At 69.6% G+C, this 25,262-nt stretch carries 16 protein-coding genes; 10 read left to right on the top strand and 6 right to left on the bottom strand.

What is annotated here, in order from left to right; all coding sequences use genetic code 11:
• Positions 1 to 293: 293 nt before the first annotated feature.
• The 6 genes from O2L52_RS08900 to O2L52_RS08875 form a co-directional block, all read right to left on the bottom strand.
• On the bottom strand, positions 294 to 545 hold the full coding sequence (locus O2L52_RS08900) for a hypothetical protein (protein WP_270115013.1): 252 nt from the start codon (positions 543 to 545) through the stop codon (positions 294 to 296).
• A gap of 173 nt (positions 546 to 718) precedes the next feature.
• Positions 719 to 1,189, bottom strand: a complete 471-nt coding sequence (locus O2L52_RS08895; RefSeq protein ID WP_270115012.1) for an Rv0361 family membrane protein — start codon at positions 1,187 to 1,189, stop codon at positions 719 to 721.
• 146 nt (positions 1,190 to 1,335) lie between these two features.
• Positions 1,336 to 4,446, bottom strand: coding sequence for a UvrD-helicase domain-containing protein (locus O2L52_RS08890; protein WP_270115011.1), 3,111 nt, complete (start codon positions 4,444 to 4,446; stop codon positions 1,336 to 1,338).
• Positions 4,439 to 7,531 (bottom strand): ATP-dependent DNA helicase, encoded by a 3,093-nt coding sequence (locus O2L52_RS08885; protein WP_270115010.1) that lies wholly within the window; start codon positions 7,529 to 7,531, stop codon positions 4,439 to 4,441. Before O2L52_RS08885 ends, O2L52_RS08890 begins: the two co-directional genes overlap by 8 nt.
• A gap of 428 nt (positions 7,532 to 7,959) precedes the next feature.
• Positions 7,960 to 9,597, bottom strand: a complete 1,638-nt coding sequence (locus tag O2L52_RS08880) for an ABC transporter permease (RefSeq protein ID WP_270115009.1) — start codon at positions 9,595 to 9,597, stop codon at positions 7,960 to 7,962.
• Complete coding sequence (locus O2L52_RS08875; RefSeq protein WP_270115008.1) at positions 9,594 to 10,514, bottom strand: ABC transporter ATP-binding protein; 921 nt, start codon at positions 10,512 to 10,514, stop codon at positions 9,594 to 9,596. Before O2L52_RS08875 ends, O2L52_RS08880 begins: the two co-directional genes overlap by 4 nt.
• Positions 10,515 to 10,607: 93 nt before the next feature.
• On the opposite strand from O2L52_RS08875, the gene O2L52_RS08870 reads away from it, so the two are divergent.
• The 10 genes from O2L52_RS08870 (at position 10,608) to O2L52_RS08825 (ending at position 25,150) form a co-directional block, all read left to right on the top strand.
• A complete protein-coding gene (locus O2L52_RS08870; RefSeq protein ID WP_270115007.1) occupies positions 10,608 to 11,126 on the top strand; it encodes a GbsR/MarR family transcriptional regulator in 519 nt (172 codons plus the stop codon).
• A gap of 72 nt (positions 11,127 to 11,198) precedes the next feature.
• Entirely contained in the window at positions 11,199 to 11,486 is a 288-nt protein-coding gene (gene secE, locus O2L52_RS08865; RefSeq protein ID WP_270115006.1) for a preprotein translocase subunit SecE, read from the top strand.
• Between the two features lie 265 nt (positions 11,487 to 11,751).
• A complete protein-coding gene (gene nusG / locus O2L52_RS08860; protein ID WP_270115004.1) occupies positions 11,752 to 12,480 on the top strand; it encodes a transcription termination/antitermination protein NusG in 729 nt (242 codons plus the stop codon).
• Positions 12,481 to 12,622: 142 nt separating this feature from the next.
• On the top strand, positions 12,623 to 13,051 hold the full coding sequence (gene rplK, locus O2L52_RS08855; RefSeq protein WP_136528430.1) for a 50S ribosomal protein L11: 429 nt from the start codon (positions 12,623 to 12,625) through the stop codon (positions 13,049 to 13,051).
• A gap of 103 nt (positions 13,052 to 13,154) precedes the next feature.
• Positions 13,155 to 13,850, top strand: coding sequence for a 50S ribosomal protein L1 (gene rplA, locus O2L52_RS08850; protein WP_270115003.1), 696 nt, complete (start codon positions 13,155 to 13,157; stop codon positions 13,848 to 13,850).
• 283 nt (positions 13,851 to 14,133) lie between these two features.
• Positions 14,134 to 14,670, top strand: coding sequence for a 50S ribosomal protein L10 (rplJ, locus tag O2L52_RS08845; RefSeq protein ID WP_270115002.1), 537 nt, complete (start codon positions 14,134 to 14,136; stop codon positions 14,668 to 14,670).
• 36 nt (positions 14,671 to 14,706) lie between these two features.
• Positions 14,707 to 15,084, top strand: a complete 378-nt coding sequence (gene rplL / locus O2L52_RS08840) for a 50S ribosomal protein L7/L12 (RefSeq protein WP_270115001.1) — start codon at positions 14,707 to 14,709, stop codon at positions 15,082 to 15,084.
• A 197-nt stretch (positions 15,085 to 15,281) separates the two neighbouring features.
• Entirely contained in the window at positions 15,282 to 16,565 is a 1,284-nt protein-coding gene (locus O2L52_RS08835; protein WP_270115000.1) for a hypothetical protein, read from the top strand.
• Between the two features lie 1,163 nt (positions 16,566 to 17,728).
• Entirely contained in the window at positions 17,729 to 21,163 is a 3,435-nt protein-coding gene (gene rpoB, locus O2L52_RS08830; protein ID WP_270114999.1) for a DNA-directed RNA polymerase subunit beta, read from the top strand.
• Positions 21,164 to 21,259: 96 nt separating this feature from the next.
• Positions 21,260 to 25,150: a DNA-directed RNA polymerase subunit beta' gene (locus O2L52_RS08825; RefSeq protein ID WP_270114998.1), complete on the top strand. Its 3,891-nt coding sequence runs from the start codon at positions 21,260 to 21,262 to the stop codon at positions 25,148 to 25,150.
• The last annotated feature ends 112 nt before the right edge of the window (positions 25,151 to 25,262 follow it).

Below are 25,262 nucleotides of genomic sequence, written 5' to 3'. Positions count from 1 at the left end.
GCTGGGGGGGGGGGGGGGCCCGCCGGGCCGCGTGGGGGGGGGCCCCCCGCCCCCGCGCTTTCTCTTTCCTCGCGAGGTGTTCCGACAGGAGCCGCGCGGGAGTGCACTCCCGCGCGGTCTTCGGGGGCGGCCCCCGGGGTTCCCACTTTGCCGCCAGTCCTGCCAGAACCGGTTCCACCTCCCTCGTCCTCCAACCACCGGAGGAAGGTGTTTTTGCCTACCAACTCTCACAGGTCGGGCAAGAGTTGCCAAGGGGCAGTTTTGAGGCTGTGGATAACTCGCGGAACCGCAGTTCACAGTCGCTTTTGGAAGATTCGCCCGACTAACTCGACATTCGGGTCGCTCGGTCCTGATGCAAGGCGCCGCATCAGCTCGTGGTGCTCGCGTACCGCTTTCGCCGCGAGCGCCTCCATTGCGACTGATCGCTCGTATGCGTCGCGCATTATTTCCACCACCAGATCTTGGCGGGAGCTCCGCCGTGTCGCCGCGCTGTCGGCGAGCCATGCGGCGAGATCGTCCGGGAGTTCGACTGTCAGCTTCACCATTCGGAGATGATCCGTCTGGAGCGACGGGCGAGCAACCGCAAAACGCGGCGAGGACTTGGCGCTCATCGGGGTCGGGCCGCCGGGAGCGACTGCCGGAACGGCGGTTGTCAAGTGAGGAACCACGGGGCCCGGCGAGCACTGCTCGCCGGGCCCCGTTTCGGGCGTGGTGTCGCTTAGGCGAATTGGCCGCAGATCTTCCAGGCGTCGTCTTCCTTGACCAGGTCGAAGGTCTCCTCGGTGTCCTCGCCGTCCTCGGTCATAGTGACCTCGACGGACGCGGTGTCGCCGTCCTCGGTGACCTCGCCGATCTCGTAGGACCAGTCCTCGGGGACGAGGGCCTCGTCGCCCATGGCGTCCTTGATCTCGTCCTCGCTCATGCCTTCGAACATGGCCCCGGCTTCTTTGAGGCCGTCGGCGTCCTCGGCGCAGAGGTACTCCTCGGCGTCGTTCGCGGCGCCCTCGAAGTCGCCTGCCGCCATGGAGTTGGCGAGGTCCTCGATGCCGTTGTCGAGGAAGTTCTCGACCGCGCCCTCGGGCGTGTCGGAGTTGCCGCCGCAGGCGGCGAGGGCGAGGACCGCGGCGAAGGTGCCGCCGATGAGGGCGGTGGCCCGGCGGGCGCGGCGGGGGGTCGTCTCAGTGTTCATGGGTTCCAATCAGAGAGGGTCCCGCTGCGGCCCTGTGGGTGGCAGGACCGAAGGCCGGTATGGGCCCGGCCCCGGGACAGCATCCACATTAACGGCGCACTGCAAACCGGCGGCGACCTCGCTGCGAACGCCGGAGGGCCGGCACGCTAATCGAGGTCGGGCCACCAGGTGTGGTCGGAGCCGATGTAGTGGAACGCGGTGCGGACCTCGGACTCGTCGATGCCCTTGAGGCGGGCCCAGGCCTTCCGGTAGACCTTGAGCTGCAGGGCCGCATGGCGGGCGGCCTCGCCCTTCGGGGGCCGGCCCGTCTTCCAGTCGACGATGTCGTAGCCGCCGGTCTCGCCGAGGCTGTGCTCTCTGAAAAACACCGCGTCGATGCGGCCGCGCACGATCACGCCTTCGAAGTCGATGACGAACGGCACCTCCTGCGCCGCGATGCGCCGCTTGGACCAAGCCGAGTTCCGGAAGGCCTGCTTGAGCCGCTCGAGGTCGGCGTCCGGGCCGACCGGGTCGGCCGCGCCCGGCAGGTCGGCCGGGTCGAAGAGGGTACCGCCGCCGAAGAACTCCTCCACCCACGAGTGGAACTCCGTGCCGCGCTGGGTCGCCGGGCGCGGCGGGACCGGCATCGGGCGGCGCTGCTCGGCCGCGAACCGCTCCTCGTCCGCGCGCATCGCCATGAGCTGGGACGTCGAGAGCCGCTTCGGGCGCGGCAGCTTCACGACTCCCGATTCGCGCTCCTCGCGCTCGGCGAGCAGCAGTTCGGCCTCCTCGCGCCAGGCCCGCGCCTGCGGGCCCTCCGACACGGTCTCCTCGGCGACGGCCAGCACCAGGTCGGCCGCGTCCGCGAACGCCTCCTGCCGGGAACCCAAGGGCGCCTTGCTCGGCCACTCCGCCGTGCGCGCGTCCTCCTCGAGCGGGTTCGACGGGCCCGAATCGGCCCACACGGTCGCCTCCGCGCCCGCCGCCACCGCCTCGGTCAAGTACGGGGCCGGCTTGCGCGGCTGCCGCCGCTCGGCCTCCCACCAGTACCCGCTCGCCAGCAGGGCCTGGCGCGCGCGGGTCAGCGCCACGTACGCGAGGCGCCGCTCCTCCTCCAGGCGCGCCTCCTCGTCGTCCCGTTTGAACTCCTCAACGGCCCCTTTGACTTCCGCGGGCACCGTGGCGTCGTCCAGGTACAAAGCCGGGAGGTTCTCGGCGTCGCCGCGCAGCGGGTACGGCAGCCGCGCCGCATCGCTCACCCACGTCTGGTCGCCCTTCACCTTGCCCGGGAGGATGCCCTCGCACAAGCCCGGCACCGCCACCACGTCCCATTCCAGGCCTTTCGCGGCATGCACCGTGAGCAGCTGCACTACCCCGCCCGCCGGGGACGCGCCCTCCACGGTCAGCCCGCGCTCGCGCTCCGCCGCTGTCTCCAGATAGGACAGGAACCCCGGAATGCTCGCCCCGCTCGTGTCGTTCTCATACGCCGCCGCGATGTCCACGAACTCGTCCAGATTCGACAAGTCCCCGTGGTGCAGCATCACCTCGACGTCCAGCCCCGAATGCGCGATCACATCGCCCACTACGTCAGGCAGGCTCTGCCCCAGCCGCCCGCGCACCCACGCCAGCTCCTCGTGCAGCTGCGCGAACCGCAGGTACCCCAGCGCCGAGTACCGCTCGGCCGGACCCGGATCGGCCAGCGCATCCGCCAGGGACGCCTCGGCCTCACGCCCCGCGTCCGGTTCGAACCCGCGCGTGTCGGGCGCGAGCTCGCGGGCGCGCGCCCACAGGCCCGCGATGTCGCGCGGCCCGATCCGCCACCGGTTCCCGGCGAGCAGCCGCATCAGCGAGGGCCCGTCCGTCGGGTCCGCGGCGGCCCTGAGCATCGCGACCGCTTCGGCCACTTCAGGATGGAACAGCAGGCCGAGCGAGCCGACCACTTCCACGGGCAGCCCGGCGGCCGTCAGGGCCCGGTGCAGGGCCGGGATCTGGCGTCGCTTGCGCACGAGGACGGCGGCCTCGACGGGCTTCGCGGCGTCGCCGTGCTCGGCCCGCCGGTGGTCCTCGATGGAATCCCTGATCACGGCGAGGTTCGCGGCGAGCCAGTCCGCTTCGTCGGCGACGGTGAGATGCATGGCGGCCCGCACCATGCCGGGGCCGTCGACACCGGCTTCGAGGGGCCGGATGTCGCCCGCGCGCAGCGGCTCGGAGACCTGGTTGGCGACGGCGAGGATCTCGGCGCGGTTGCGCCACGACTTCGTGAGCTCGACGCGCGACGCGGGCCTCCCCGCGGGCGTGGGGAAGTCGGTGGGAAAACGCAGGAGGGTGCCGGCGGAGGCCCCGCGCCAGGAGTAGATCGACTGGTTCGGGTCGCCCACGGCCGTCACCGGATGGCCGCCGCCGAACAGGTCCCGCAGGAGCGACACCTGCGAGAACGACGTGTCCTGGTACTCGTCGAGGAGCACGACGCGCCAGCGTTCGCGCTCGCTCTTGATGATCTCCGGCGCGCCCGCGACCAGCTGCGCGGCGAGCGACAGCTGGTCGGCGAAGTCCATGACGCCGAGCTCGCGCTTGCGCCGGTCCCAGGACTCCACGAGCGGCAGGAGCTGCTCCCGCTTGCGCCGCAAGGACATCAACGCCCGGAACTGGTCGTTCGACTGCCGCGAGCCCTGGCGCTCCGCGAGCATCTCGGCGAGCTCGCGGTCGAACGCGCGCAGGTCGTCGCCGTCGCGCAGGTGCTCGGCGAGCTGCCCCGCCAACTGCAGCACCTGCTCGGTGACCTTGTCGACGCCCACGTCGAACTCGCTCATCGGGCCGTCCCACGCGCACACCAGGTCCCGCGCGATCTGCCAGCGCCCCGTGTCGGTGATGACCCGCGTCCCCGGCTCGATCCCGATCCGCAGACCGTGCTCGGCGACCAGGCCCCCGGCGTACGCGTTGTACGTCGACACCGTGGGCTCGCCGTGGAGGTCGGCGAGCTCGGGGATCGACTCGGTGAGCCGCCGCAGCTTGTCGCGCACGCGCGCGGCGAGTTCGGCCGCGGCCTTGCGGGTGAAGGTGAGGCCGAGGATGTGCTCGGGCCGGGCGACCCGGTTGGCGATGAGCCACACGACCCGGTCGGCCATCGTCGTGGTCTTGCCCGAGCCGGCGCCCGCGACGACGAGCATCGGGTCGGGCCCGGCCTCGATCACGGTGGCCTGCTCGGCCGTGGGAGTCGGCGTGCCGAGCCGGTTGGCCAGGCCCACCGCCGTGTAGCGGGGTGCGGGGCGCTCACTCATCGGTCACCTGTCGTCCCTCGTCGGCGATCGGGCAGCACCGCTTGACCGAGCAGGTCTCGCATCTGCTGGTGTTGCGGGCCTCGAACACCGACCCGGCCATGCGCACCGCCGTGTCCTCGGCCATCTCGCGCGCCCAGTCCGGGTTCTCATGCTCCCCGAGCGGCCCCTGCTCGCGGGCGACGGCCGTGGCGCCCTTCGCGTTCGGGTACACGAGCTCGGCCCCGCCCGGCTCCGAGCCCTCTTCGAACGCGCCCTCGCTGATGGCCAGCTGGTAGATCCCCAGCTGCGGGTTCGTCTGCGCCTCGGCCTTGCTGACCGCGCTCTTCCCGGTCTTGAGGTCGACCACGTAGAGGCGGCCGTCGCCGTCGCGTTCGAGCCGGTCGATCTGGCCGGACATGACCACCTCGACCCCGGGCGGGCCGACCTCGAGCTTGATCCGGAACGACCGCTCGGCGCCCACGAGCTCCCTGCGGTTGGCGCTGAGCCACTTCGCGAACCGCTCGACGGCGCCGGAGACGCGCTGGCGCTGCTGCTCGGCGTGCCAGGGGGCTTCGAACGGGAGCCGGTCGAAGTGCTCGCCCACGACCTGCTCCATCACCGTCTTGGGGTCGGCGGTGGGGTCGACGGTGACGGCTTCGGCGGCGGCGTGGAGGAGGGTGCCGAGGTGGCGGGGGAGGAGGTCGCCGGAGTCGCCGCCGTGGGCTTCGAGGACCCACCGCAGCCCGCACTGCTGGGTTTTCTCCACTTGGGACGGTGAGATGCGGATGGTCTCGCCCGCGAGGGCGAGGGCCCGTTCGTCGGAGACCTCCGCGAGGCCCCACCATTTGGCCGGGTCCGCTCCCGGGACGCCGGATTCGGCGAGCCGCCGCAGGGCCGCGGCGGCGGCGTCGCGTTCGGCGTGGCCCGAGTCGACCACGGCCTCGCGCAGCCGCGCGGTGAGCGCGGCGAGGCTCAGGGGCCGGCCCCGGCGGGGCGCGGCGACGGGCTCGACGCCGAGTTCGGCGCTGAACCGGCTCGGTTGCGCCTCTTCGGAGTCCACGGCGGTGACGAGCAGCCGCACCCGCGCGCGGGTGCACGCGCTGTAGAAGAGGCGCCGCTCCTCGTCGAGGAGCTGCGCCACCTGGTCCACGTCGGCGCGGCCGTCGATCACGTCGACGAGCGCTTCGGCCCCGAGGAGGGACCCGCGCGGTCGCAGGTTGGGCCACGCGCCCTCCTGCGCGCCGGCGACGACCACGAACTCCCAGCGGCGCCCGTGCGCGGCGTGCGCGGTCGCGAGGGTCACCGCGTCGCCCAGTTCCGCTCGCGCGGAGAGGAAGTCGCCGGGGAGCTGCTGGTGGAGCACGTGCTCGCAGAAGACCTCGACGCCCGCGCCGGGCTGCTTCATCTCGTAGTCGGCGGCCAGGTCGAACAGGGCGATCACGGCGTCCAGTTCGGCGTCGGCGCGCTGCGCCCGCCGGTCGCCCGAGAGCGCGCGGCGCCGCAGGCGCTCGCTCATCGAAGAGGCCTCCCAGACCGCCCACAGGGTGCCGCTGAGGCCGGTGCCCTCCTTGGCGGCCTTGAAGAGCGCGCCGAGCCGCCGTGCGGGTTCGGCCCAGTCCTCGTCGGGCAGTTCGGCCGTGCGCTCGGGGTCGCGCAGGGTCTCCACGAGGAGGTCCGCGCCGGGGGAGAAGTTGTCGGCGGCGACCGCGAGGCGCCGCAACTCCTGGCGCAGGCGCCGCTCCTCGAACGGGTCCGCGCCGCCGAACGAGGAGTGCAGGAGTCCGGCCGCGTTGGACTCGTCGAGCCGTTCGCGCCCGCGCCCGACCAGGACGAGGTGCAGGAGGTTGCGCACGGTGGGGTGCGCGGGCAGCGGCACGTCGTCGGCGGCCTGGCGGGTGGGCACGCCCGCGTGCTGCATGGCCCGGCGCAGGCGCGGTATCTCCGACGCCGATTTGACGACGACCGCCATGTCCCCGTAGGGGATCCCGTCGAGCAGGTGCGCGCGGCGCGCGACGTCGGCGAGGTACACGGCCTCGCGGGTCGGCGACGGCAGGTAGACGACGTCGACGCGGCCCTGCTCTTCGGAGGCGGTGCCGCGCTTGCGGTCCCGGTCGTGGCCGCGCAGCCGCCGCGAGAGCACGGTGGTGGCGTTGAGCGGTGCGAGCGCGACGTCGTGCGTGTCGTCCAGCTGCACCGTCGGCGCCTCGGCGCCGCCCTGCCCGGTGAAGCGGAACGGGAAGTCCCGCACCGATTCGGGGTCGCCGCCCTGGTAGCCGAACACGGCCGCGTCCGGCGTGCCGGCGGCGACGAGGTTCGCGCCGTCCCCGGCGAGGAGCTCGAGGAGCCGCAGGTGCGCGGGGGTGGCGTCCTGGATGTCGTCCACGAACACCCAAGCGGGCCTGGGGAAGAGGGTCGGGTCGCGGCGCAGCGCGGCCCCGGCGGCGCGCACGATCTCGGCCGAGTCGTACAGGGCGCTCGACATCGACTGCAGTGCGAGGGTGGTGACGTACCGGTCGTAGAATCGCGCCGCCGAGATCCATTCAGGACGGTCATGCTCGCCGCCGAGCCGGGTCAGCTCGGGCGCGGACAGGCCGCGCTCGCCGCAGCGGAGCACGAGGTCGCGCAGCTGCTGAGCGAACGCATAGGTGCGCACGGCCTCGTCGAAGCCGGGGGGCCAGGCGAAGTCCTCGCCTTCGAGCATGGAGCGGATGAGCGCGTCGGCTTCGGGGCCGGTGAGCAGGCGCGGCTCGTCCCGGCCGGCGGCGACCGCCGAGGCGCGCAGCAGCGCGAACGCGAACGCCGCGAACGTGTAGACGCCGACTTCGGCGGCCGAGAGCCCGGCCGTCGCGGCGTTGAGGCGGGACCGGAGGTAGGCGGTGTCCTGGCGGCGCAGGCCGAACACGAGGATCGAGGCCGGGTCGACCCCGGCCTCGACTTTCGCGGTGACCGCGCGCAGCAGCGCCTCGGTCTTGCCGGTGCCGGGTCCGCCGCGCACGAGCAGCGGGCCGGAGGCGTGCTCGACCACCGCCTGCTGCCGGGCGTCGAGGTCGAAACCTGTCTCAGCCGCGGCGGGCGGATCGGTGAGTTCATACCGAAGGTCGGACACGCACCCTATGGAACCACGGCCCCACGACAATTCCGATCGGCACGGCGCGTCGAGTGCCCCGAGGCGGCTCCGCCACGCTCGACAGTGCCGTTCCGTGGTGCCGTTCCGTGGTGCCGTTTCGCGGCGCCGTCTCGCAGTGCCGTCTCGCGGTGCCGCTCCGGTCCCGGAACGCTGCCGCGCCGGCCCGGCCGCGCCCGGCGTTCACGCCTTCGGGTGAACATCGGCGGCGTGACGACTCGTTACCCGTTTTCCTGTCGGACCCCGCGGCGACGATTGAGAGGCAGGCTGGTCGGCCCCCGGGTGGGTGGGGTGGGTGCACAGGGCCGCGATTCGCGAATGCGCGCACAGGGCCCCGGTTAGCGGACGCGCGCAGCGCCGCCGGGGCCCGAACGGGCCCCGGCGGCGCTTGGTTTCCTTTGGTGTCGAAGCTAACTGAACTGGAGGTCCCGGCGTCGCGCTCCCGCGTAGCCGAGTGCCGTCAAGAGCCCGGCAGCCGCGGTCACCAGGGCCGTCGCGAGCCAGTCGACGTCGGTCGCCGGGTACTTCGCGAGGTGCTCGAACGGCGAGACCGCCCGCGCCCACTCCGGGAGGTCCAGCAGGTTCGCGAAGTACAGCACCACGAACAGCCATACCCACGCGACCCAGCGCAGCCAGCCCAGCCGCGGGAGCCACGTGTACGCCGCGAACGCGAACGCCGTGAGGGCCCACACCGCCGGCAGCTGCAGGAGCGAGGCCCACAGGCCCGTCGAGAAGTACGACCAGTCGCCGAGCGAGGCGGAACCGGACAGGCCCAGGAACACTCCGGCCGTCACGGTCGCGATCGTCACGGCCCACAAAGCCGCGAGCAGGTACGAGCCCGGCCAGCCCGAGCGCGGCACTGCGGCGGCGGCGATGAGCTCGCCGCGCCCCTGCGTCTCCTCCTTGCCGGCGCGGCCCACGACGAGCAGCCCGAACAGGCCCGCGAACAGGCCGTTCAACGCCACGAACGTCGCGGTGATGTTCTCCTGGATGCTCGAGCCGCCCTGGTCGAGCACGGCCCGCTCGGTCTCCGAGAGGCCTTCGAGCATCTCGTCGGCCCCGCCCATGAGCGAGCCGTACGCGGCGCCCAGCAGCAGCATCGTGATCACCCCGGCCAGGGTCATGCCGCGCGTCAACCGGAACGTGAGGGCCGTGGCGCTGTCGAGGCCCGGCTTCGCCTCGCCGCGCCCGAGCCGCCCGGCGAGCATCCCGATCCCGAAGTCGCGGCGCGTGACCAGCGCGAACGCGAGCCCGACCGCGAGGACCGCGACGACCGCGCTCAGTGCGAGCGGCCACCACCGCTGCTCCGGGGTGTACACGAAGGTCAGCTGCGCCCAGCCGATCGGCGAGAGCCAGGTCGCCCAGTTCTCCTGGGCGTTGCCGATCCCGGCGGTGAGCGCCGACCAGCCCAGCACCATGAACGCGAGCCCGTTCGCACTCGAGGCGTACCCCGCGAGCTGGGCCGTCACCGCCGCGACGGCGGCGAAGACCACGGCGATCGCGGTGTGCGCGAGTCCGAAGAGGAGCGCGCTCGCGCCCTGGTCACCGGGGAGCGCGGCGACCGCGGCCGCCATGAGCGCGCCGAGCGCCACCGCCGCGATCCCGGCCAGCGCCAGCGCCGCGGCGAGGTCGGCGCGGCGGCCGATCGGGTTCGAGCGGAACACCTCCGACCGGGAGGTCTCCTCGTCGGCTCGGGTGAGCCGCACGATGAGCAGGAGGAACATGACGGCGGTGAGCGCCCCGGTCCACAGGATCATCTGGTGGGCGAACATCGCGCCGGTGCTCTCGCCGTACGCCTCGATGTACTCCACGGGCCCGGTCATCGAGCGCATCGCGGGCGTGTTCACGGTGACGCCGTAGGCGACGCGGCCCTCGGCGTCCGGGTACAGGCCGGGGAAGGAGGCCGCGGTCATCCAGGTGCCTCCGGCGAGGCCCGCGAGCCAGCCCAGGAGGTACAGGCGCGAGCGCCGCAGCTGGAAGCGCAGGAGCTTGCCGGTCCCGGCCAGCGTGCCCAGGCCGTCTTCGAGTTCGGCGACCGCGGCGGTCATTTCGGCTCCCCGTTCGGCACGCCCGAGGCCGCCAGTTCGTCGCCGTAGAAGCGCAGGAAGATCTCTTCGAGCGACGGCGGCTCGCAGGTGAGCGCGGCGATGCCGGCGACGGCGAGCTGGGCCAGCACCTCGTCGAGCGCGGCGGTGTCGATGCTGCACTCGATGTCGAGGCCGTCGGTGCTGAGGTCGTGGACGCCTGCGTGGTCTTCGAGGCCGCGCACGGGGTTCTTGAGGGTGGCGCGCAGGCGCGAGCGGGAGAAGTGCCGCATCTCGGCGAGGGTGCCGGTCTCGACGATGACGCCCTTGCGGATGATGCTCACCCGCTCGCACAACGCCTCGACCTCGCTCATGATGTGGCTGGAGAGGAGCACGGTGCGCCCGGCGGCCGAGGCCTCCTTGACGCATTCGTTGAAGACGGCGCCCATGAGGGGGTCGAGGCCGGAGGTGGGCTCGTCGAGGAGGAGCAGGTCGACGTCGGCGGCGAACGCGGCGACGAGGGCGACCTTCTGCCGGTTGCCCTTGGAGTAGGAGCGGCCCTTCTTGCGGGGGTCGAGGTCGAAGCGCTCGAGCAGCTCGTCGCGCTTGGCCTTGTCGACGCCGCCGCGCAGGCGGCCGAGGAGGTCGATGGTCTCGCCGCCGGTGAGGCCGGGCCAGAGCGCGACGTCGCCGGGGACGTAGGCGAGGCGCTTGTGGAGGGTGGCGGCGTCCTTCCAGGGGTCGGCGCCGAAGAGTTCGGCGCGGCCCTCGTCGGAGCGGAGCATCCCGAGGAGGACGCGGATGGTGGTGGACTTCCCGGCGCCGTTCGGGCCGAGGAATCCATGCGTCTCCCCTTGGGCCACTTCGAGGTCGAGGCGGTCGAGGGCGGTCACGTGGCCGAAGCGCTTGACCAGTCCTTCAGTGCGGATCACTGCGTTCATGCCCACAAATTATCATGATTTTCATGAATTTGTAAAATGTATGGCGTGTCAAGATAGCATCAAGATCCGACCGGCGGACCGCGAAGGGGAACGATGGAAGAGCACACCGGGGCGCGCAAGGCCCTGCTGGAGTACGTGGAGCAGTTCGCCGGGCTCCTCATCGACAGCGGACTCCAGCGCATGTCCGCGCGGGTGTTCTCCTACGTCCTCGTCGACGACGCCGACACCTACACCGCCGCGGAGATCGCCGAGGGCCTGGGCATCAGCCTCGCCGCCGTCTCCGGGGCCGTGCGCGAGCTGGCCACCGCCGGCCTCCTCATCAAAGGCCGCCGCCCCTCCACCCGCGCCGACGTCTACCGCCTCAACGACGACGACATCTGGGGCTCGATCATGCTCGACCGCAGTCCGATCATCAACCGCTACCGCGAACTCGCGGTCCTCGGCATCGAGACCCTGCCCGAGGGTCCCGGCCGCGACCGCCTCGTCCAGACCGCCGCGTTCATGGAGTTCGTCGACCACGAGATGGCGCTCATGCGCGAGCGCTGGAACGAGCGCCGCGACGAGCTGTGCACCACCTACGTCGAGCGCCGCCGAAGCACCCCGCCGCGATAGTGACGAGCCGTACCGTTCCGGTATGCTGCTAGCCTGACCGCCCCGATCAGAAGAACCCTGGAGGAAGCCGACGTGGCCGACGACACCAGCAGCTCCGATGCGGATGCGACCGCTGAAAAGGGTCGTCCCACTCGCAAGCAGGGCGAGAAGACCGCTTCGCGCAACCCCGCCAAGCGCCTCGGCCGCTTCCTCAAGGAGGTCGTCGAGCAGCTGCGCAAGGTCGTCTACCCGACCCGCCGCCAGCTCATCACCTACTCCGTCGTGGTCCTGGTCTTCGTCGGCATCATGATGGCCTACATCGGCGGCCTCGACCTGCTCTTCGGCGACCTCGTCCGCCGGGCCTTCGGCGCCGAGTCCTAGCGCCGCGCTCCGTTCGCCCCGCCCTCGGCGGCACCGGGCGGATTGCGTGACCTGCGCCGGTTCGCCGGTGCCTGAGGCGCGCCGCCGTGCCGAGCGGCTACCCTAGTGGGTATGACGCGCGCCGGTTCCGCCGGCGCGCGACTTCACAGGCGGGGATCGCCGCATCCGAGAAGCCGGTCGCGAACCGGTCCGGAGCGCGCACCATCGCAGAGAATCAGTCGCAGTACCTCGCCGTTGCGAGGTCGAGTCGGAATGAGAGTTGAGCGTGTCTGAGTTCGACGAGGCCCTGAAGAACGAGGTCGCGGCGCAGGCTGCCGCGGCGCAGGTCGCGGACGTCGAAGCGGAGCCGGAGATCGACGAGGACGCCGTCCCCGGCGAGCCCGAGGTCGACCCGGCGGAGGCGCTCCGCGCCAAGCTGCGCTTCGCCCCCGGCGAGTGGTACGTCCTGCACTCCTACGCCGGCTTCGAGAACCGCGTGCGCTCCAACCTGGAGAACCGGATCCAGTCCTTCGACATGGAGGACTTCATCTACCAGATCGAGGTCCCCACCCACACCGAGGTGGAGATCAAGAACGGCAAGCGCTCGAAGGTGGAGGCCAAGGTCTTCCCCAGCTACGTGCTCGTCCGCATGGAGATGACCCCCGAGTCCTACTCGGTCGTGCGCAACACGCCCGGCGTGACCGGCTTCGTCGGCGTCGTCGACCGCACCGACCGCCCCAGCCCGCTCCCGCTCGACGAGGTCATCCAGTGGCTGCTCCCTCCAGAGCAGAAGCCCAAGGACGAGACCCAGTCCGAGTCCGGCGGCGGCGACCTCGACATCAAGGTCGACTTCACCGAGGGCGAGTCCGTCACCGTCGTCGACGGCGCGTTCGCCTCCATGCCGGCCACCATCGCCGAGATCAACGCCGAGCAGCAGAAGCTCAAGGTGCTCGTGTCGATCTTCGGCCGCGAGACCCCGGTCGAGCTCAACTTCAACCAGGTCTCGAAGCTGTAGCACGAGCTACAGCTCACATACCTCCTGCAGAGTGCCCGCCACCTGGGCGAGTACCCTGGATGAGTTGCGCGCAGGCCGCTGGCGTGCGCGTATGTAAGGCAGGGGAGATCCCTGCACAGCCCAGGATCAAGAGAAGGACACGATGGCTCCCAACAAGAAGGCCGTTGTGACGTTCAAGCTGGAGCTCGCGGGTGGCCAGGCCACCCCGGCCCCGCCGGTGGGTCCCGCCCTCGGCCAGCACGGCGTCAACATCATGGAGTTCTGCAAGGCCTACAACGCGGCCACCGAATCCCAGCGCGGCGAAGTCCTCCCCGCTGAGATCACGGTGTACGAGGACCGTTCGTTCACGTTCGTCCTCAAGACCCCGCCGGCCGCCAAGCTCCTGCTCAAGGCCGCCGGTGTCGCGAAGGGCTCTGGCGAGCCCCACCGCGTCAAGGTCGGCAAGGTGACCCAGGCCCAGGTGCGCGAGATCGCGGAGAAGAAGCTCCCCGACCTCAACGCCAACGACCTCGACGCCGCGTCGCTCATCGTCGCGGGCACCGCCCGCTCCATGGGCATCACGGTCGAATAAGCGCCGACGAATAGTCACTCGGCCGCCGAGCGTTCGGCAGTCACCAGACCACCCAGTGGAGGGGCGCGCGCCCGCCCTCACCACGACATCCGAAGGATGGAACATGAAGCGCAGCAAGAAGTACACCGACCTCGCCAAGAAGGTCGACCGCAACCAGCTCTACGCGCCCGCCGAGGCGACCGGGCTGGCGAAGGAGACCTCGCCGACCACGTTCGACGCCACCGTCGAGGTGTCGATCCGACTCGGCGTCGACCCGCGTCAGGCCGACCAGCTGGTCCGCGGCACCGTCGCCCTGCCCCACGGCACGGGCAAGACCGTCCGCGTCATCGTCTTCGCCGAGGGTGACAAGGCCGAGGCCGCCGTCAACGCCGGCGCCGACGAGGTCGGCTCCGACGAGCTCGTCAAGCGCATCTCCGAAGGCTGGCTCGACTTCGACGCCGCCGTCGCCACGCCCGACCAGATGGCCAAGATCGGCCGGATCGCGCGCATCCTGGGCCCGCGCGGTCTCATGCCGAACCCGAAGACCGGCACCGTCACGCCGGACGTCGCCAAGGCCGTCACGGAGATCAAGGCCGGCAAGATCTCGTTCCGCGTCGACAAGCACGCGAACCTGAACCTGCCGATCGGCAAGACCAGCTTCACCGCTGAGCAGCTCACCGAGAACTACAACGCCGCCCTCGAAGAGGTGCAGCGCTTGAAGCCCGCCAGCTCCAAGGGCGTGTACCTCAAGAAGACGGTCATCTCCACCACGATGGGCCCCGGTATCCCGGTCGACCCGTCGGCGGTCAAGATCAAGTAAGCACCGCGAAGTGTGACGTGGCCCCAGTGCAGGCTCCTGCGCTGGGGCCACGTTCATGCCCCGTGCTAATTTAGAGGCCACAACCCATAGACCGTTCGGTTACCGCCTTGTGCGGTTGTAAACCACCCGGAACCGACGTAGGGCGACTACTCGAAGCGACCATGGTGTGGGCCAACTCAGTTGGCCTCAGGTCCCAGTGATGAGGCGTCCCGCAGGGGCGCCTTTTTTGTTTGTCGCCTCCGCGAACGGTTGAGGATTGATCAGCCGAGGAAAGGAGGGAATTATGGCTGAACGGGAATACCCGGCGGGTAAGCAGACCGCCATCGCCGAACTCGCCCAGGACTTCTCCAACGCGAACGCCACGGTGCTCACCGAGTACCGCGGCCTCACTGTTGCGGAAATGCGCGAGCTGCGGCGTTCCCTCGGCGAGGGGACGCACTACCGCGTCGCGAAGAACACCCTTGCCAAGCGCGCTGCCAACCAGGCCGGCGTCAGCGGCCTGGACGAGCTGTTCGTCGGCCCCACCGCGATCACCTTCATCGAAGGCGACCCGGTGGAAGCCGCGAAGAGCCTCCGCGCCTTCGCCAAGACGCACGAAGCCCTGGTGATCAAGGGCGGATACATGGAGGGCAAGCCCCTCTCCGTCGAAGAGATCACCAAGCTCGCCGACCTCGAGTCGCGCGAAGTGCTCCTGGCCAAGCTGGCCGGCGCGATGAAGGCCACCGCGCAGAAGACCGCCTCCGTGCTCGCCGCCCCTGCCTCGCAGGTGGCCCGGCTCGGTGCGGCGCTGCAGGACAAGAAGGCGGCCAGTGGGGAGTAACCCCACTAGCCCGAGACTTTAAAGAAAGGACACACCATGGCTAAGCTTTCCACCACTGAACTGCTCGACGCGTTCAAGGAGATGACCCTCCTCGAGGTCTCCGAGTTCGTCAAGGCGTTCGAGGAAGAGTTCGACGTCACCGCCGCCGCTCCGGTCGCCGTTGCCGCCGCTGCCGGCCCGGCCGCCGAAGCCGCTGTCGAGAAGGACACGTTCGACGTCGTTCTCGAGTCTGCCGGCGAGTCGAAGATCAAGGTCATCAAGGAAGTTCGCGGCCTCACCGGCCTCGGCCTCAAGGAAGCCAAGGAGCTCGTCGAGAGCGCCCCCAAGGCTGTCGTTGAAGGCGCGAAGAAGGAAGACGCGGAGAAGGCCAAGGAGGCCCTCGAGGGCGCCGGCGCCACCGTCACCCTGAAGTAATCGCGACTTCCGTGATTTGAAAAGGGGCCTCCCAGCCCTTGTACGTGGACCGGGTCCGCACCGCCTTACGGCGGCGCGGACCCGGTCTTCTTTCTTCCCGGGGAAATTCTTAGAAGAATTCGCACCGGGCGCAACGAAACCCGCCCACCGCTACGTCTTTGCGAGTAGACACACCCACGCACTCAAGGAGATGGACGATGTCCGCAAGGAGATGGGCGGCCGGACTCGGCGGGGCGACAGTGCTCGCGCTGACCGCCGGCTGCGGGATGCTCGGTATCGGCGGCGGCGAGGACGATCAGTCCGATGAGGACCGCTTGCTCTCGATCCTCAACGAGAGCAACCGCATCGAGTCCGAGCTGGTGACCGCCGAGCACCGCATCGTCCAGAACTGCCTGGAAGAGGCCGGCTTCACCGTCCACGAGCCCTATTCCTTCCAGGCCTGGGAGGCGTACGAGCAGGAGTCGCTGTCCGGGGGCTACCCGCACGAGGAGTTCCTGGTCGACGCCGAGGAGGCCGCGGAGTTCGGCTTCGGCGCCTGGGCGGACAGCGCCGAGGCCCAGGAGAACGGCGAGGCCGAGGAGTACTGGACCCTCCAGGAGGAGAAGTGGGCGGAGGAGGAGGGCGAGGACGCGTGGGTCGAGCCCGACACCACCGAGTGGGACGCCCTCGACCCCGGTGACCAGTACGACTGGTACGTCGCCTACCAGGGCGTCGAGTACACCGAGGACATGAACGGCACCCGCGACCAGTACATCTCGATGATGTCCGAGGAGGAGCTCACCGAGGAGGAGTACGAAGCCCTCGAGGAGGGCGCCGCCGAGGAAGAGGTCGTCGAGGACGAGGGCGAGATCATCGTCGAGGAGGAGGAGTACGTCGAGCCCAAGCCCGACGGCTGCCAGCTCGAGATGATCGAGGCCCTCTACGGCGAGCCCACCCTGGTCGAGGAGACCTACGAGGAGGAGGGCGGCGGCGGCAGCTACTCCTACTGGACCTACCGTCCCGAGAACCCGACGTACGGCTCGGGTGAAGAAGACACGATGTACGACGACATCTCCGCCGACTACGCCGCCGCCATCGGCGACCTCCAGGGCGAGTACCTCGACTGCATCACCGAGCGCGGCTACGCCGACTTCGAGTTCGACGAGTACGGCAGCCTGCCGGTCCGTATGTGGCTCAACGAGATCTACTACGACGGCGTGCCCGAGGACGAGCGGATGATGTCCTACGGCGACGACGGCACGGAGCTCCCCGCGCTTCCCGACGACATGCCCGCGGACTACGAGGCCAAGAAGGCCTTCGAGATCCAGATGGCCGTCGACTTCGGCGAGTGCGGCGAGGAGACCGGCTACGCCGCCGCCTCCGAGAAGGCCTACGACGAAGCGAACGTCAAGGCCTACACCGCCGTCGAGGACGACCTCTACGCCTGGCAGCAGGACATGCAAGACGCCCTGACCAAGGCCCAGGAGATGCTCGACCAGTAACAAGCCACTTCTCTATCGGGGAAGAAAAGGCCCGGGCTGCGCAGATGGGGCGCGGCCCGGGCCGCCCTGCGTCCAGGGAGGGCGGGACAGCGGCGCCGGCGGTGAGCGCAACCGGATGAACGCCGCCGACCCTCCTGCTCGATCGCGACGACCCGGCGTTCGCCACGCTGTCCCCGCCGTGGGCGACGACGGCTCGATCGTGATCGACCCCGACATCCAGGAGGCCGCGACATCGCGGGCCGACCGCTCCGCCACCGCATTGAGCCCGCGTCACCTTTGCGGCGCGGGCTCGTTGTACACGTCGAGGCGGCCGGTCCGTTCGGACCTGCCGCCCCGAAGGTGCGAGGCCGGGACGCCGCATTGCGGCCGGGCGCCGGGACGCGCGAGCGGTCCGGCACCGGCGGCAGGCGACGCAAAGGCGTCCCGGGCCCGCACCGCATCCGAGACCTCCCTGACCGGCCCCCAGGCGCCGCGCTGCGCCGGGCGGGTCCGCGCGGGCGCGACACGCCCGGGCTCCGAAGCTTGTGCGGCCCTTCGCAACGGCCGCGCCCCGTCGCCGCGCCCCGCCCCGGCACCCCCGCTGCGCTGGGAATCACCCGCCCGCTCCGCCCCACCGGAGCGCCGGTTCAGGCGCTGGGGCCGAAGGGGCGCATCCGGGCGAATTAGACGCCTGACTTGACGAAGTGTGACTTGATCCTGCAAACTAGTTCCTCAAGCGCCACTGCGTGGCGCGCGCTACGTTCGCCCCCACCGGGCCGGTCCCGGCAACGCGGACGGAGCGCCAGGGCCGCCGCGGGGCGGCCCCGGAGGCAGGACTGAACCGGCGAGCGTGCGAACCGGACTCGGAGCGATGTACGGAAGGAACTTCGGCAGCGGGAGAGATTGTCGTCACCCCTTACCCCACCACCCGGTGGGGAAGTTGACAGTTGCCGGAGCGTACATTAAGCTATTAATTTGCGCTGCCTCCTTCACGCCTTCTTGACGCGGTGAGGGTCGTGGACGGTGGGGATTCCAGGCAATCGACCGACGTAGGACGCCGAGCTTTCGGCTGCTCCGCCTCGATCTGGTGCCCGACTCCGGCTGTCCTCGTCTATCCCGCATCGGTGCGGTGACTGCGGCATGCGCCGGCCGTCGTAACAATCAGGTCCTCGGAAGGACGAATCTTGGCAGCTTCCCGCACTGGCAAGACCAGCTCCAGCAAGAGCAAGCACGCACCTCGCCGTATCTCGTTCGGCAGGATCGAAGAGAAACTCGAAGTCCCGAACCTTCTGGCGCTCCAGACCGACTCGTTCGACTGGCTCGTCGGCAACGAGGCGTACCGCGCCCGCGTGGGCGAGGAGGCGGTCAGCGGCCTCGACGAGATCCTCGAGGAGATCAGCCCGATCGAGGACTTCTCGGGCACCATGAGCCTGTCCTTCTCCAATCCTCGCTTCGACGAGGTCAAGGCCCCCATCGAGGAGTGCCGCGAGAAGGACCTCACCTACTGCGCCCCGCTGTTCGTCACGGCGGAGTTCATCAACCACACCACCGGTGAGATCAAGAGCCAGACGGTCTTCATGGGCGACTTCCCCATGATGACCCCGAAGGGCACCTTCATCATCAACGGCACCGAGCGCGTGGTCGTCTCGCAGCTCGTCCGTTCGCCGGGCGTGTACTTCGACAAGCAGCCCGACAAGACCTCCGACCGGGACCTCACCAGCGCCAAGGTGATCCCGGGCCGCGGTGCGTGGCTCGAGTTCGACATCGACAAGCGCGAGACCGTCGGCGTCCGCGTCGACCGCAAGCGCCGCCAGGCCGTCACCGTGCTGCTGAAGGCCATCGGCTGGGACAACGACCGCATCCGCGAGCGCTTCGGCTGGTCCGAGCTCATGATGACGACCTTGGAAAAGGACACCATCAACTCGCAGGACGAGGCGCTGCTCGACATCTACCGCAAGCTCCGCCCGGGCGAGCCGCCGACGAAGGACAACGCGCAGTCGCTGCTGGAGAACCTGTTCTTCAACAAGAAGCGCTACGACCTCGCCAAGGTCGGCCGGTACAAGGTCAACAAGAAGTTCGGCCTCGACTCGCCGATCTCCACGGGCGTGCTCACCGAGGACGACCTGGCCGCGACGATCGAGTTCATGCTGCGCTTGCACTCGGCCGAGCCGGGTTACGGCCCCGACGACATCGACCACTTCGGCAACCGCCGCCTGCGCACCGTCGGCGAGCTCATCCAGAACCAGATCCGGGTGGGCCTCTCCCGCATGGAGCGCGTCGTGCGCGAGCGGATGACGACCCAGGACGTCGAGGCGATCACGCCGCAGACCCTGATCAACATCCGCCCCGTCGTGGCCGCGATCAAGGAGTTCTTCGGGACTTCGCAGCTGTCGCAGTTCATGGACCAGGTCAACCCGATCACGGGCCTCACCCACCGCCGTCGCCTCTCGGCGCTCGGTCCGGGTGGTCTGTCCCGCGACCGCGCCGCCATGGACGTGCGCGACGTTCACCCGTCGCACTACGGCCGCATGTGCCCGATCGAGACGCCGGAAGGCCCGAACATCGGCCTCATCGGCGCCATGTCGACCTTCGCCCGCGTCAACCCGTTCGGCTTCATCGAGACGCCGTACCGGAAGGTCGTCGACGGCAAGGTCACCGACGAGATCCAGTACCTGACGGCCGACGAGGAGGACCGCGTCGCCATCGCGCAGGCGAACCAGCTGCTCAACGATGACGGCTCGTTCATCGACGCGCAGATTCTGGCCCGCGGCCGCGACGGCGGCGAGGCCGAGCTGCTCACCGCCGACGAGATCGACTTCATGGACGTCTCGCCGCGCCAGATGACCTCGGTCGCCACCGCGCTGGTGCCGTTCCTCGAGCACGACGACGCCAACCGCGCCCTCATGGGCGCGAACATGCAGCGTCAGGCCGTCCCGCTCATCAAGACGGACTCGCCGCTCGTGGGCACCGGCATGGAGTACCGCGCCGCGGTCGACGCCGGCGACGTCGTCGTCGCCGAGGCCGACGGCACCGTCGAGGACTCCAGCGCCGACTACATCACCATCGCGCAGGACAACGGCATGCGCCGCACCTACCTGCTGCACAAGTTCCGCCGCTCCAACGCGGGCTCGTGCATCAACCAGGTGCCCCTCGTCACCGAGGGCCAGCGCGTCGAGGCCGGCCAGCCGATCGCCGACGGTCCGTCCACGGACAAGGGCGAGATGGCGCTGGGCAAGAACCTGCTCGTCGCGTTCACCACCTGGGAGGGCCAGAACTTCGAGGACGCCATCGTGCTGTCCTCGCGGCTGGTCGAAGAGGACGTGCTCACCTCGATCCACATCGACGAGCACGAAGTCGACGCCCGCGACACCAAGCTGGGCCCGGAGGAGATCACCCGCGACATCCCGAACGTCGGCGAGGAGATGCTCTCCGACCTGGACGACCGCGGCATCATCCGCATCGGTGCCGAGGTCGAGGACGGCGACATCCTCGTCGGCAAGGTCACGCCGAAGGGCGAGACCGAGCTGACCCCGGAGGAGCGCCTGCTCCGCGCGATCTTCGGTGAGAAGGCCCGCGAGGTCCGCGACACGTCGCTGAAGGTCCCGCACGGCGAGGCCGGCACGGTCATCGGCGTCCGCACCTTCTCGCGCGAGGACGGCGACGAGCTGTCCCCGGGCGTGAACGAGATGGTCCGCGTCTACATCGCCCAGAAGCGCAAGATCGGCGTCGGCGACAAGCTCGCCGGCCGCCACGGCAACAAGGGCGTCATCTCGAAGGTCGTGCCGCAGGAGGACATGCCGTTCCTCCCCGACGGGACGCCGGTCGACATCCTGCTCAACCCGCTGGGTGTGCCGGGCCGTATGAACATCGGCCAGGTACTGGAGGTCCACCTCGGGTGGGCGGCCAAGACCGGCTGGAAGCTGGAGGGCTTCGACGAGGCCTGGCAGCAGGCGCTCAGGGCCATCGGCGCCGACGAGGCCCCGGCCGACTCCAAGGTGGGCACGCCGGTGTTCGACGGTGCGCACCCGGACGAGGTCCAGGGCGTCCTGGCGAACACGCTCCCCAACCGCGACGGCCAGCGCATGGTCGCTCCGACGGGCAAGGCGCAGCTGTTCGACGGCCGCTCCGGCGAGCCGTTCCCGGACCCGATCTCGGTCGGCTACATGTACATCCTGAAGCTGAACCACATGGTCGACGACAAGATCCACGCGCGTTCGACCGGTCCGTACTCGATGATCACCCAGCAGCCGCTCGGCGGTAAGGCCCAGTTCGGCGGCCAGCGCTTCGGTGAGATGGAGTGCTGGGCCATGCAGGCCTACGGCGCCGCTTACGCGCTGCAGGAGCTGCTGACGATCAAGTCCGACGACGTGGTGGGCCGCGTGAAGGTCTACGAGGCCATCGTCAAGGGCGAGAATGTGCCCGAGCCGGGCATTCCGGAATCGTTCAAGGTGCTGCTCAAGGAGCTCCAGTCGCTCTGCCTCAATGTGGAGGTGCTGTCCGCCGATGGGCAGGCCATCCAGATGACGGAGAGCGACGACGAGGTCTTCCGCGCAGCTGAGGAGCTGGGGATCGACCTGTCCCACGAAGAGCCCTCGAGCGTGGACTTCGAGAGCGCCTGACGTCGAGAGAGAGCGGGCGGAGCAAGATCTGCGAGAGCCGCCCGCTCTCCCCAACGTCTCATCCAATCCTTAAGAACCATCAAGGGGAAGAGTTCAGTGCTCGACGTCAACTTCTTCGACAAGTTGAAGATCGGCCTCGCCACCGCCGAGGACATTCGGCAGTGGTCCCACGGCGAGGTCAAGAAGCCCGAGACCATCAACTACCGCACGCTGAAGCCTGAGAAGGACGGTCTTTTCTGCGAGAAGATCTTCGGTCCGACCCGGGACTGGGAGTGCTACTGCGGCAAGTACAAGCGGATCCGCTTCAAGGGCATCATCTGTGAGCGCTGTGGCGTCGAGGTGACCCGTTCGAAGGTCCGCCGCGAGCGCATGGGCCACATCGAGCTCGCCGCTCCCGTGACCCACATCTGGTACTTCAAGGGCGTTCCCTCGCGCTTGGGCTACCTGCTGGACCTGGCGCCGAAGGACCTGGAGAAGGTCATCTACTTCGCGGCGTACGTGATCACCGCGGTCGACGACGAGGCCCGCCAGCGGGACGTCCCGACCCTGGAGAACGAGATCGTCGCCGAGAAGCGCCACCTCGAGCAGCAGCGCGACGCTGCGATCGAGGAGCGCGCCTCGAAGCTCGAGGGCGACCTGGCCGAGCTTGAGGCCGAAGGCGCCCGCGCCGACGTCCGCCGCAAGGTCAAAGACGGCGGCGAGCGCGAGATGCGCCAGATCCGCGACAAGGCGCAGCGTGAGATCGACCGTCTCGACGAGGTCATGGACACGTTCCGCAAGCTCGAGGTGCGCCAGCTCATCGGCGACGAGATGCTCTACCGCGAGCTGCAGCAGCGCTTCGGGGAGTACTTCACCGGCGGCATGGGCGCGGAGTCCATCAAGAACCTGCTGGAGAACCTGGACCTGGACGCCGAGGCGATCAGCCTGCGCGAGACGATCGCGACCGGCAAGGGCCAGAAGAAGCTGCGTGCGCTCAAGCGCCTGAAGGTCGTGGCCGCGTTCCAGGCCACGGGCAACTCGCCGCTGGGCATGGTCCTCGACTGCGTGCCGGTGATCCCGCCGGAGCTGCGCCCGATGGTGCAGCTCGACGGCGGCCGGTTCGCGACCTCGGACCTGAACGACCTGTACCGCCGCGTCATCAACCGCAACAACCGCCTGAAGCGCCTGATGGACCTCGGTGCGCCCGAGATCATCGTGGCGAACGAGAAGCGGATGCTGCAGGAGTCGGTGGACGCGCTGTTCGACAACGGCCGCCGCGGCCGCCCGGTGACGGGCCCCGGCAACCGTCCGCTCAAGTCGCTGTCCGACATGCTCAAGGGCAAGCAGGGCCGGTTCCGCCAGAACCTGCTCGGCAAGCGCGTCGACTACTCGGGCCGTTCGGTCATCGTGGTCGGCCCGCGCCTGAAGCTGCACCAGTGCGGTCTGCCCAAGCAGATGGCGCTGGAGCTGTTCAAGCCGTTCGTGATGAAGCGCCTGGTGGACCTGAACCACGCGCAGAACATCAAGTCGGCCAAGCGCATGGTCGAGCGCGCCCGTCCGGTCGTGTGGGACGTGCTCGAAGAGGTCATCTCCGAGCACCCGGTCCTGCTCAACCGTGCGCCCACGCTGCACCGCCTGGGTATCCAGGCCTTCGAGCCGCAGCTGGTCGAGGGCAAGGCCATCCAGCTCCACCCGCTGGTGTGCACCGCCTTCAACGCCGACTTCGACGGCGACCAGATGGCCGTGCACGTGCCGCTGTCCGCCGAGGCCCAGGCCGAGGCCCGCATCCTGATGCTGGCGTCGAACAACATCCTGAAGCCGTCGGACGGCAAGCCGGTGGCCCTGCCCACGCAGGACCAGATCATCGGCCTGTACTACCTGACGCACCTCTCGGAAGGCCGTCCCGGTGAGGGGCGCGCGTTCGCGAACGAGGGCGAAGCGCAGATGGCGAAGGACCGCGGCGAGCTGGACCTCCAGGCGCCCATCCGGATCCGCCTCGAGGACATCGAGACCATCAACAACGGTCCCGGTGCCGAGCCGTGGACGGCCCCTGAGGGCTGGACCCCGGGCGAGCCGCTGCTGGTCGAGACGACGCTGGGCCGGGTGTTCTTCAACGAGTGCCTGCCGCCGGACTTCGAGTTCGTGAACTACGAGGTCCGCAAGGGCCAGCTCTCGGAGATCATCCACGACCTGTCCGAGCACTACTCCAAGGTGCAGCTGGGCGCCTGCCTGGACGCTTTGAAGTCCGCGGGCTTCAAGTGGGCGGGCTGGTCCGGCGTGACCATCGGCATCGAGGATGTCGTGGAGCCGGAGCACAAGGCCGAGATCCTGGAGAAGTACGAAGCGGACTCCGCCAAGATCGACAAGCAGTACGTGCGCGGTCTCATGACCGCTGAAGAGCGTCGCGGCGAGCTGACGGAGATCTGGACCAAGGCCACGGCCGAGGTGCTGGACGACCTGAACCAGACGCTGCAGCCGGAGAACCCGCTGTGGCAGATGATCAACTCGGGCGCGCGAGGCAACATGCTGCAGCTGCGCCAGATCGCCGGCATGCGCGGCCTGGTGGCGAACCCGAAGGGCGAGATCATCCCGCGCCCGATCAAGTCCTCGCTGCGCGAGGGCCTGACGGTGCTGGAGTACTTCATCTCCACCCACGGTTCCCGCAAGGGCCTCGCCGACACCGCGCTGCGCACCGCCGACTCGGGTTACCTGACCCGTCGTCTGGTGGACGTCTCGCAGGACGTCATCATCCGCGAGGACGACTGCGGCACCGACCGCGGCCTGGAGTTCCAGGTCTCGGTCGAGGTCGACGGCCGCCGCATCGAGTCCGACCTGGTCGACTCCTCGATCGACGCCCGCAACCTCGCGGACGACGTCGAGGTCGACGGCAAGGTCATCCTCGAGCGGAACACGCCGCTGAACTCGGACCACATCGCCACCCTGGTCGCCGCCGGCGTCCAGGACGTGAAGATCCGTTCGGTGCTCACGTGCGAGTCCCGCCAGGGCGTCTGCGCGGCCTGCTACGGCCGGTCGATGCCGACGGGCGAGAAGGTGGACCTCGGCGAGGCCGTGGGCATCATCGCGGCCCAGTCGATCGGTGAGCCGGGCACGCAGCTGACCATGCGTACCTTCCACACCGGTGGTGCGGCGACCGCGAACGACATCACGCAGGGCCTGCCCCGTGTGCAGGAGGTCTTCGAGGCCCGTGTCCCGAAGGGCAAGGCGCCGATCGCTGAAGCGAGCGGCACCGTGCGCATCGAGGACGCCGAGAAGAGCCGGAAGATCATCATCACCCCGGACGACGGTTCCGAGGAGATCGTGGTCGAGAAGGTGCCGCGCCGTCTGCGCCTGCGCTTCGGCGACGGCGAGCACTGCGAGGTCGGCGAGAAGCTCGTCGAGGGCACCATCGACCCGCACGAGCTGCTGCGCGTGCTCGGTCCGCGGAAGGTCCAGCGCCACCTGGTGGAGCAGGTCCAGGACGTGTACCGCTCGCAGGGCGTGATGATCCACGACAAGCACATCGAGATCATCGTGCGCCAGATGCTCAAGCGCGTGACGATCATCGACTCGGGCACCCTGGAGTTCCTGCCGGGCTCCCTGGTCGACCGCCTGGAGTTCGAGGAGCAGAACCGCAAGGTGCTGGCCGACGGCGGCGAGCCGGCCTCCGGCCGCCCGCAGCTCATGGGCATCACCAAGGCCTCGCTGGCGACGGAGTCGTGGCTGTCCGCGGCCTCGTTCCAGGAGACCACCCGCGTGCTCACCGAGGCCGCGATCTCCGGCAAGTCCGACTCGCTGGTCGGCCTGAAGGAGAACGTGATCCTGGGCAAGCTGATCCCGGCCGGTACCGGCATCGCCAAGTACCGGAACGTGTCGGTCGAGCCCACCGAGGAAGCCAAGGCCGCGGTCTACTCCCTCGGCGGCTACGAGGACACGACCGCCAACGCCTTCGCCTACGGCGGCGGCCCGGCGGTCAGCCTCGAGGACTCGTACGACCTGGGGTCCTTCTAGCGATAACCTGCCGATTCCCGACGGCATGCAAGAAACCGGTGGGGGGGGGGGGGGGGCGCGGCCCCCGGCCCCCCGCGGGTGGCGCCCCGCGGGGGGCGGGGGGCCCCAGGGG

It is taken from the genome of Glycomyces algeriensis (assembly GCF_027622855.1).
Lineage (GTDB): Bacteria > Actinomycetota > Actinomycetes > Mycobacteriales > Micromonosporaceae > Glycomyces > Glycomyces algeriensis.
Note: the sequence above shows the minus strand (reverse complement) of the source record. Positions and strands in the feature narration are given on the sequence as shown.

Excerpts from the sequence above, each read along its gene's own strand:
- rplL (WP_270115001.1), top strand. The coding sequence starts at position 14,707 with ATGGCTAAGCTTTCCACCACTGAACTGCTCGACGCGTTCAAGGAGATG.
- O2L52_RS08895 (WP_270115012.1), bottom strand. The coding sequence starts at position 1,189 with ATGAACACTGAGACGACCCCCCGCCGCGCCCGCCGGGCCACCGCCCTC.
- rplA (WP_270115003.1), top strand. The coding sequence starts at position 13,155 with ATGAAGCGCAGCAAGAAGTACACCGACCTCGCCAAGAAGGTCGACCGC.
- O2L52_RS08890 (WP_270115011.1), bottom strand. The coding sequence starts at position 4,446 with ATGAGTGAGCGCCCCGCACCCCGCTACACGGCGGTGGGCCTGGCCAAC.
- rplJ (WP_270115002.1), top strand. The coding sequence starts at position 14,134 with ATGGCTGAACGGGAATACCCGGCGGGTAAGCAGACCGCCATCGCCGAA.
- O2L52_RS08870 (WP_270115007.1), top strand. The coding sequence starts at position 10,608 with ATGGAAGAGCACACCGGGGCGCGCAAGGCCCTGCTGGAGTACGTGGAG.
- rplK (WP_136528430.1), top strand. The coding sequence starts at position 12,623 with ATGGCTCCCAACAAGAAGGCCGTTGTGACGTTCAAGCTGGAGCTCGCG.
- O2L52_RS08835 (WP_270115000.1), top strand. The coding sequence starts at position 15,282 with ATGTCCGCAAGGAGATGGGCGGCCGGACTCGGCGGGGCGACAGTGCTC.
- O2L52_RS08900 (WP_270115013.1), bottom strand. The coding sequence starts at position 545 with ATGGTGAAGCTGACAGTCGAACTCCCGGACGATCTCGCCGCATGGCTC.
- O2L52_RS08875 (WP_270115008.1), bottom strand. The coding sequence starts at position 10,514 with ATGAACGCAGTGATCCGCACTGAAGGACTGGTCAAGCGCTTCGGCCAC.
- O2L52_RS08880 (WP_270115009.1), bottom strand. The coding sequence starts at position 9,597 with ATGACCGCCGCGGTCGCCGAACTCGAAGACGGCCTGGGCACGCTGGCC.